This is a genomic window from Roseateles sp., from assembly GCF_036486225.1.
In the GTDB taxonomy this organism is placed as follows: domain Bacteria; phylum Pseudomonadota; class Gammaproteobacteria; order Burkholderiales; family Burkholderiaceae_C; genus Roseateles.
Genome location: NZ_DASVNZ010000257.1, coordinates 1 through 8,895 on the forward strand (window position 1 = coordinate 1; position 8,895 = coordinate 8,895).

The following is an 8,895-nucleotide window of genomic DNA, read 5'->3' on the forward strand; positions in this document are numbered from 1 at the left end:
CCGGAGCGGCAGCCGCGGGTGCGGGCGCAGCAGCAGCGGGCGCCGGAGCGCCGGCGGCATCGCTCTCGAGCACGACGATCAGGTCACCCTGGTTGATCGTGTCGCCGATCTTGACCTTCACTTCCTTGACGACGCCCGCCACGGAGGACGGGATCTCCATCGAGGCCTTGTCGGACTCGACGGTGACCAGGCTCTGCTCCACTTTCACCGTGTCGCCGGGCTTGACCAGCAGCTCGATGATCGCGACGTCCTTGAAGTCCCCGATGTCGGGAACCTTGACTTCCACCAATGCCATTTGTGTTGTCTCCGAGTCCGACGCTTAGGCGTACAGCGGGTTGATCTTGTCGACGTTGATGCCGTACTTCTTGAGGGCTTCCGCGACCTTGGCCTGCGGGATCTTGCCCTCGTCGGCGAGGCTCTTCAGCGCGGCGACGACGATGTAGTGGCGATTGATCTCGAAGTGCTCACGCAGCTTGGAACGGAAGTCGCTGCGACCGAAACCGTCGGTGCCCAGCACCTTGTACGAACGGCCGGCCGGGATGAAGGCGCGGATCTGTTCCGCGTAGTTCTTCATGTAGTCGGTCGACGCGATCACCGGGCCCTGCACCTTGCTCAGCTGCTGGGTCACGTAAGGCACGCAGGCCAGTTCGGTCGGGTGCAGCAGGTTCCAGCGCTCGGCGTTCTGGCCGTCGCGGGCCAGTTCGTTGAAGCTGGGGCAGGACCAGACGTTGGCGCCGACGCCCCAGTCCGATTCCAGCAGCTTCTTGGCGGCCTGGCTTTCGCGCAGGATGGTGCCCGAACCCAGCAGGTTCACCGTCAGCGGCTGCGCGCCTTGCGGCTGCACGGCCTCTTCGAGCAGGTACATGCCCTTGAGGATCTGCTCCTCGGTTCCGGCCTTCAGGCCCGGCATCGGGTAGTTCTCGTTGAGCAGCGTCAGGTAGAAGTAGACGTTCTCCTGGTTCTCGACCATGCGCTTCAGGCCGGAGTGCAGGATGACGGCGACTTCATGCGCGAAGGTCGGGTCGTAGCTGATGCAGTTCGGGATGGTGCCGGCCAGGATGTGGCTGTGGCCGTCCTCGTGCTGCAGGCCTTCGCCGTTCAGCGTCGTGCGTCCGGAGGTGCCGCCCAGCAGGAAGCCGCGCGCCTGCATGTCGCCCGCCGCCCAGGCCAGGTCGCCGATGCGCTGGAAGCCGAACATCGAGTAGTAGACGTAGAACGGGATCATCACGCGGTTGTTCGTCGAGTACGACGTCGCCGCGGCGATCCAGCTGGCCATGCCGCCCGCTTCGTTGATGCCTTCCTGCAGGATCTGGCCGGCCTTGTCCTCGCGGTAGTACATGACCTGGTCCTTGTCGACCGGCGTGTAGTTCTGACCCGCGGGGTTGTAGATGCCGATCTGGCGGAACAGGCCTTCCATGCCGAAGGTGCGCGCCTCGTCGACCAGGATGGGCACGATGCGCGGGCCCAGTTCCTTGTCGCGCAGCAGCGTCGTCAGGAAGCGGACGTAAGCCTGCGTCGTCGAGATCTCGCGGCCTTCCGCGGTCGGGTCCAGCACGGCCTGGAACGTCGCCAGGTCGGGCACCTTCAGCGCTTCTTCCGCCTGCGGACGGCGCTTGGGCAAATAGCCGCCCAGGGTCTTGCGGCGCTCATGCAGGTACTGCATCTCCGGCGTATCGTCGGCCGGCTTGTAGAACGGGATCTTGGACAGCTCGCTGTCCGGGATGGGGATGTTGAAGCGGTCGCGGAAGGCCTTGATGTCCTCGTCCTGCAGCTTCTTGGTCTGGTGCGCGGTGTTCTTGCCTTCACCGATCTTGCCCATGCCGTAGCCCTTGACGGTCTTGATCAGCATGACGGTCGGCTGGCCGACGGTGTTCACCGCCTTGTGATACGCCGCGTACACCTTCTGCGGGTCGTGGCCGCCGCGGTTCAGGCGCCAGATGTCCTCGTCGGACATGTTCTCGACCATCTTCAGCAGCTCGGGATGCTTGCCGAAGAAGTGCTTGCGCACGAACGCGCCGTCGTTGGCCTTGTAGGCCTGGTAGTCGCCGTCCAGCGTCTCCATCATGACCTTGCGCAGCAGCTCCTGCTTGTCGCGGGCCAGCAGCGGATCCCAGTAGGAGCCCCAGATCAGCTTGATGACGTTCCAGCCGGAACCGCGGAACTCGCCTTCCAGCTCCTGGATGATCTTGCCGTTGCCGCGCACCGGGCCGTCCAGGCGCTGCAGGTTGCAGTTGACGACGAAGATCAGGTTGTCCAGCTTCTCGCGCGCGGCCAGGCCGATGGCGCCCAGGCTTTCCGGCTCGTCCATCTCTCCGTCGCCCAGGAAGACCCAGACCTTGCGCTGGGAGGTGTCGGCGATGCCGCGGGCGTGCAGGTACTTCAGGAAGCGCGCCTGGTAGATGGCCATCAGCGGGCCCAGGCCCATGGACACCGTCGGGAACTGCCAGAACGAGGGCATCAGCTTCGGATGCGGATAGCTCGACAGACCGACGCCGTCGACTTCCTGGCGGAAGTTGTTCAACTGGTCTTCGGTGATGCGGCCTTCCAGGAAGGCGCGGGCGTAGATGCCGGGCGCGCTGTGACCCTGGATGTAGAGCAGGTCGCCGCCGTGCACGCCGCCTTCGCCGGTGTCGTCACCGTGCCAGAAGTGGTTGAAGCCGCAGCCCAGCATGGTCGCCAGCGAGGCGAAGCTGGAGATGTGGCCGCCCAGGTCGCCGCCGTCTTCCGGATGCAGGCGGTTGGCGCGCACGACCATGGCCATGGCGTTCCAGCGCATGAAGGCGCGCAGGCGCTCTTCCATCTCGATGTTGCCGGGGAAGCGCTCTTCCTTGTCGGCCGGGATGGTGTTGACGTAGGCCGTGGTGGCCGAGAAGGGCACGTCGATGCCGGCCTGACGCGCGTGGTCGATCAGGGTCTCGAGCAGGAAGTGGGCACGGTCGCCGCCTTCTTCACCGATGACGGCGGACAGGGCGTCCAGCCATTCCTTGGTTTCGAGGGCGTCGGTGTCATTGGCGGATGCGCCGAGGAACGACTGGGGCTGCGCGGACATGTCTTGTCTCCTTGTCTCAATCACGGCCTTCTGGTGGGCATCTGGCGTGCGCCTGGGGGCGGACCGCCGCACGAGACGCTCGGATCGAACGGGTCACTGTGCCCGAACTTGCGAGAACCGTCATGCGCGCGCCGTCGTGCGTTCGCACGCGGCCAACCCCACCGGAAGGGCTATGGCGGCGGAGTGTCGCATAAGCCGTTCATTTTCCAAATAGCGCGATGCGTTTCCACATAATGAAATGCAATGGCCTTTGGAGGCCTGCTTTCGTGACGGATGTCTTTCACGATGCGATCCGGGAATGCCCGGATCGGGAATGCCCCGGGGCCGCCCGGGCCGGGTCGGGCTGAAGGCGCCGGGATAATCGCGCCCATGTTGTCCCGCCTCGATGTCCAAGGCTTTGCGCGCCGTGCCCTGAATCCCGTCAAACGCCTGGTGTCGGCGTGGTGGCGCCGGCAGTCCCCGTCGCGGCAGGACCGCTTCGCGACGCTGGGGCCGCTGCTGTCGGTGGTGCTGTTCCTGGCGGCGATCGTTTCGGCCTTCTGGTACCTGCGCAACGAGGAGATCGAACGCGAGGCCGAAGCCGTCAAGCGCGACACCGAGATGGCGCAGCAGCAGATCCGCTCGCGACTGATCGAGAACGAGGACCTGCTGATCCCGCTGCAGCGCGACCTGGCCAACCGCTCGATCGACAACCTCGAGTTCACGCAGCGCGCGATGGCGATCGCGCGCAACCGGCCCGAGATCACCCACATCACCTGGCTGAACGCGCGCCGCGAGAAGCGCGTCAGCGTCGCGGCGATCGGCGAGCAGGCCGAGTCGCTGATGACGCTGGAGGGCAGCGACCCGTCCATGCCCAACGGCCACGCCAACAGCGAGCCCGAACGCGCCTTCCAGGGCGCGCGCGACCGGCGCACGCGCGTGTATTCGGCCTCCTTCGCCGACGCCAACAACTCGACCGTCTTCCAGCTGCAGCTGCCGCTGAGCGACCGCGCCGGTTTCGCCGGCGTGCTGATCGCCGAATACGCGGTCGAGGGCCTGCTGCGCTACTCGGTGCCCAACGAGCTGACCTCGCGCCATGCGGTCGCGGTGCTCGATCCGCGCGAGCAGGTCGTCGCCAGCACGGTGACGCCGATGCCGGGCAAGCGCATCACGCGCGCCCCGATCTATCACGAGGTGCCGATGGCGCCCGCGCCCGGCCTGGTGCTGCGCGGTCAGGGCTACCGGACCTCGATCGGCCTGATCTCCAACACGCTGTTCTGGATGGTGATGGCGTTGTCGGTGCTGACCGTCTGGATGCTGCTCGGCACCTGGAAGCACATGCGCCGCCGCGCGCAGGTGCAGAACGCGCTGGCCGCCGAGACCAACTTCCGGCGCGCGATGGAGAACTCCATGCTGACCGGCATGCGGGCGATGGACCTGGAGACGCGCATCAGCTACGTCAATCCGGCCTTCTGCGCGATGACCGGCTTCGCCGAGTCCGAGCTGATCGGCCGCAAGCCGCCCTTCCCCTACTGGCCGCCCGACCGCTACGAGGAGAACCTGCGCCTGCTGCAGCAGGAGATGCAGGGCCGCAGCCCGGCCGGCGGTTCAGAGGTGAAGGTGATGCGCAAGGACGGCAGCATCTTCGACGCCCGCATGTACGTCTCGCCGCTGATCGACCCCAAGGGCAAGCAGAACGGTTGGATGACCTCGATGACCAACATCACCGAGGCCAAGCGGGTGCGCGACCAGTTGTCGGCCTCGCATGAACGCTTCACCACGGTGCTGGAAGGCCTGGACGCGGCGGTGTCGGTGCTGTCGGTGCAACAGGGCGAACTGCTCTTCGCCAACCGCAGCTACCGGCTGTGGTTCGGCGCCGATCCCAAGGGGCACGCGATGCTCGCGGGTTCGCAGCCGGCCGGGCTGGCCGGCGCGACCAGCACCCAGGACGCGAGCTACGCGGAAGGCGCGAACGGCCATGGCGAGCATGGCGATGAAGAGGACGTCGACGACTTCGGCGGCCTGCCGGCCCAGCACCTGACCGAGGTCGGCGGCGATTCGCGCGAGGTGTTCATCGCTCAGCTCGACATGTGGTTCGACGTCCGCGCCCGCTACCTGCAGTGGACCGACGGCCGCCTGGCGCAGATGCTGATCGCCACGGACATCACCGCGCGCCGCCATGCCGAAGCCCAGCAGCAGCAGCAGACCGAGAAGGCGCAGGTCACCAGCCGGCTGATCACGATGGGCGAGATGGCCTCGAGCGTCGCGCATGAACTCAACCAGCCGCTGACCGCGATCACCAACTACTGCAACGGCATGGTGTCGCGCGTGCGCGGCGACAACATCCAGAAGGACGACCTGATCGTCGCGCTGGAGAAGACCGCCAAGCAGGCGCAGCGCGCCGGACAGATCATCCACCGCATCCGCGCCTTCGTGAAGAAGAGCGAGCCGCAGCGCCAGCCCGCGTTCGCGGCCTCGATCGTGGAGGACTCGGTCGAACTCGCCGGCATCGAACTGCGCCGGCGTAACGTGCAGATCCACACCTACGTCGCGCAGCGGCTGCCGGTGATGCGGGTCGATCCGATCCTGATCGAACAGGTGCTGCTGAACCTGCTCAAGAACGCCGCCGAGGCGATCGACAACGCCGCGCTGCCGCCCTCGCGCCGGCACATCGAGCTGCGCGTCGTGCCCAAGCACACCGCCGAGCTCGGCGCCAACATCGAGTTCTCGGTGACCGACATGGGACCGGGCCTGCCGGTCGAGGTCATCGAGCGCATGTACGAGGCCTTCTTCTCCACGAAGGCCGATGGATTGGGGATCGGCCTAGGGTTATGCCGGTCCATCATCGAGTCCCACCAGGGTCGGATCCGTGCCGAGAACCTCTACAATGGCCCGTCCATCGTCGGGTGCCGGTTCGCGTTCACGATCCCCGTGGACATCCCGCGTCCGGAGTCTTCACTCGCCCCTCTGGACAAGAGCGGCGACGCAGGGACGGGCACAGCACACAACACTGCCGCAACACCATGAGCTTGATTCCGAAGAAGGGTAATGTCTACGTCGTCGACGATGACGAGGCCGTGCGAGATTCCCTGCAATGGTTGCTGGAAGGCAAGGACTACCGGGTCAAGTGCTACGACTCCGCCGAGAGTTTCCTGAGCCGCTACGACCCGCGCGAAGTCGCCTGCCTGATCGCCGACATCCGCATGGAAGGCATGAGCGGCCTGGAACTCCAGGACAAGCTGATCGAACGCAAGAGCCCGCTCCCCATCGTGTTCATCACCGGTCACGGCGACGTGCCGATGGCGGTGCAGACGATGAAGAAGGGCGCGGTCGACTTCATCGAGAAGCCGTTCAAGGAAGAGGAACTGCTGTCGCTGGTCGAGCGCATGCTGGACCAGGCTCGCGGCGCCTTCGCCACGCAGCAGGAAGCGGCCAGCCGCGACGCGCTGCTGTCGCGCCTGACGACGCGTGAAGCGCAGGTGCTGGAACGCATCGTCGCCGGCCGCCTGAACAAGCAGATCGCCGACGACCTGGGCATCAGCATCAAGACGGTGGAAGCGCATCGCGCCAACATCATGGAGAAGCTCAACGCCAACACCGTCGCCGACCTGCTGAAGATCGCGCTCGGCGCGAACACGCAGGCCAAGGCCGGCTGAGTTCCTTCCGCATCCCTCATCCCTTGTGGCCGCCCTGTGCGGCCTCTTTCATTTCAGAGTTTCGTTCTCGAGTTCCGGAGTACCGACATGACCGCACAACTGATCGACGGCAACGCCCTGTCCAAGCAACTGCGCGCCGAAGTGGCGACCCGCGCCGCCGCGCTGACGGCCCAGGGCGTGAAGCCGGGACTGGCCGTGGTGCTGGTCGGCGACAACCCCGCGAGCCAGGTCTACGTGCGCAACAAGGTCAAGGCCTGCGAGGACGCGGGCCTGCATTCGGTGCTGGAGAAATACGCCGACACGATGACCGAAGCGGAGCTGCTCGCGCGCGTGGAAGCGCTGAACAACGATCCGGCGATCCACGGCATCCTGGTGCAGCTGCCGCTGCCCAAGGGCATCGACGCGCACAAGGTCATCGAGGCGATCGCGCCGGAGAAGGACGTCGACGGCTTCCACGTCGCCAGCGCCGGCGCGCTGATGGTCGGGCAGGAGGGCTTCAAGCCTTGCACGCCCTACGGCTGCATGAAGATGCTGGAGTTCATCGGTTATGACACCAAGGGCAAGCACGCCGTCGTGATCGGCCGCAGCAACATCGTCGGCAAGCCGATGGCGATGCTGCTGTTGCAGGCCAATGCGACGGTCACGGTGTGCCACAGCGCGACGCCGGACCTGGCCCACTTCACGCGCCAGGCCGACATCGTCGTGGCCGCCGTGGGCAAGCGCAACGTGCTGACCGCGGACATGGTCAAGCCCGGCGCGGTGGTGCTGGACGTCGGCATGAACCGCACCGAGGAAGGCAAGCTCTGCGGCGACGTGGACTTCGACGGCGTCAAGGAAGTCGCCGGATGGATCACGCCGGTGCCGGGCGGCGTCGGACCGATGACGATCACGATGCTGCTGGTCAACACGATGGAATCGGCGGAGCGCGCTGCGGCCGCTCGCTGAAGGCTTCCGTACTGCCACCGCCGCTTGCCCTCACCCCCACCCTCTCCCGCACTGCGGGAGAGGGTGGGGGTGAGGGCCAGCGGACTAGGCAGTCAGCCAGGCCCAGCGGTCCGTCAGTTGGTGTCCGCCTCTCGCAGCGTTTGAACCACCGGGCGCTGGAGGACACCGCGCAGCGCCCACCAGCCGGCGAGCTGCGCCAGCAGCGCGCCGCCGATCGTCGTGCCGATCAGCACCCAGGGCTTGAACTGCCATTCGAATTCGAAGGCGTAGTGCGTCAGCGCCCAGCCCAGCGCCTGCGCCGCCAGGCCCGCGAGGAAGCCGGCCAGCGCGCCCAGTCCGAGCAGCTCCGCGCGCTGCACCGCCGCGAGCAGCGCACTCGACGCGCCGAAGGCGCGCATCAACGCGAACTCCCGCGTGCGCGCATCCCGTGACCCCACCGCCGCGACCAGCAGCACGACCACGCCCAGCGCCAGCGCCACCGCGAACAGCAGTTGCACCGCCATGATCACCTGCTCCAGCACCTGCTGGACCTGCTTGAGCTCGGCGGAGACGTCGATCAGCGTGAGGTTGGGGAACTCGTTGACCAGCTTTCGATCGAGCGCCGCGGCAGCGCCCTGCCCCTCCGGCGAGCGGTACGCGGAGATGTAGCTCACCGGCAGCTCCGGCATCTGCGCGCGCGGGTACAGCACGAAGAAGTTGACCCGCATCGACCCCCAGTCGACCTTGCGCAGCGAGGTGATCTTCGAATCGACCAGCACGCCCGCGATGTCGAAGCGCATCGTGTCGCCGAGCTTCAATCCAAGCTGCTCCGCGAGGCCCTGCTCGACGCTCACGCCTTCCTTGTCCTCCGGCGTCCACTTGCCGCCAGCGATCAGGTTGTGCGACGGCAGCTCGGCGCTGTGGCTGAGGTTGAACTCCCGCTCCACCAGGCGCTGGGCGCGCTCCTCGGTGAACCGGCTGGCCTTGATCGCCTCGCCGTTGATCGCAACCAGACGGCCGCGGATCATCGGGTACCAGTCGTAGTCCTTCACACCGGCCTTGTCGAGGTCGGTGCGGAAGCCCGGGCCCTGCTCCGGCTGGATATTGATGACGAAGCGGTCCGGCGCATTCACCGGCGTTGCGGCGCGCCAGCTCTCGATCAGGTCGGTGCGCATCAGCACCAGCAGCGCCAGCGCGAGCAGCCCCAGCGACAGCGAACCGACCTGCAGCACCGCGAAGGCCGGCCGCGCGGCGACCTGCCGCGTCGCCAGCAGCAGCCAGCGCGGC

General features: G+C 66.6%; 6 protein-coding genes. 3 read left to right on the forward strand and 3 right to left on the reverse strand.

What is annotated here, in order from left to right; genetic code table 11:
- Positions 1-295 (reverse strand): biotin/lipoyl-containing protein (locus VF536_RS17105; protein WP_331616062.1); only part of this gene is annotated, 295 nt, incomplete at its 3' end.
- A gap of 24 nt (positions 296-319) precedes the next feature.
- Positions 320-3,049, reverse strand: coding sequence for a pyruvate dehydrogenase (acetyl-transferring), homodimeric type (aceE, locus tag VF536_RS17110; RefSeq protein WP_331616063.1), 2,730 nt, complete (start codon positions 3,047-3,049; stop codon positions 320-322).
- A gap of 369 nt (positions 3,050-3,418) precedes the next feature.
- Between aceE and VF536_RS17115 the strand changes: the two genes are divergently transcribed.
- From VF536_RS17115 to folD, 3 genes are all read left to right on the forward strand, one after another.
- Positions 3,419-6,055, forward strand: coding sequence for a PAS domain S-box protein (locus VF536_RS17115; protein ID WP_331616064.1), 2,637 nt, complete (start codon positions 3,419-3,421; stop codon positions 6,053-6,055).
- A complete protein-coding gene (locus VF536_RS17120; protein ID WP_067268997.1) occupies positions 6,052-6,684 on the forward strand; it encodes a response regulator transcription factor in 633 nt (210 codons plus the stop codon). Before VF536_RS17115 ends, VF536_RS17120 begins: the two co-directional genes overlap by 4 nt.
- An 87-nt stretch (positions 6,685-6,771) precedes the next feature.
- Entirely contained in the window at positions 6,772-7,629 is an 858-nt protein-coding gene (folD, locus tag VF536_RS17125; protein ID WP_331616065.1) for a bifunctional methylenetetrahydrofolate dehydrogenase/methenyltetrahydrofolate cyclohydrolase FolD, read from the forward strand.
- Between the two features lie 113 nt (positions 7,630-7,742).
- On the opposite strand, the gene VF536_RS17130 is transcribed toward folD, so the two are convergent.
- The coding region (locus VF536_RS17130; RefSeq protein WP_331616066.1) for an ABC transporter permease at positions 7,743-8,895 on the reverse strand (1,153 nt) is incomplete at its 5' end.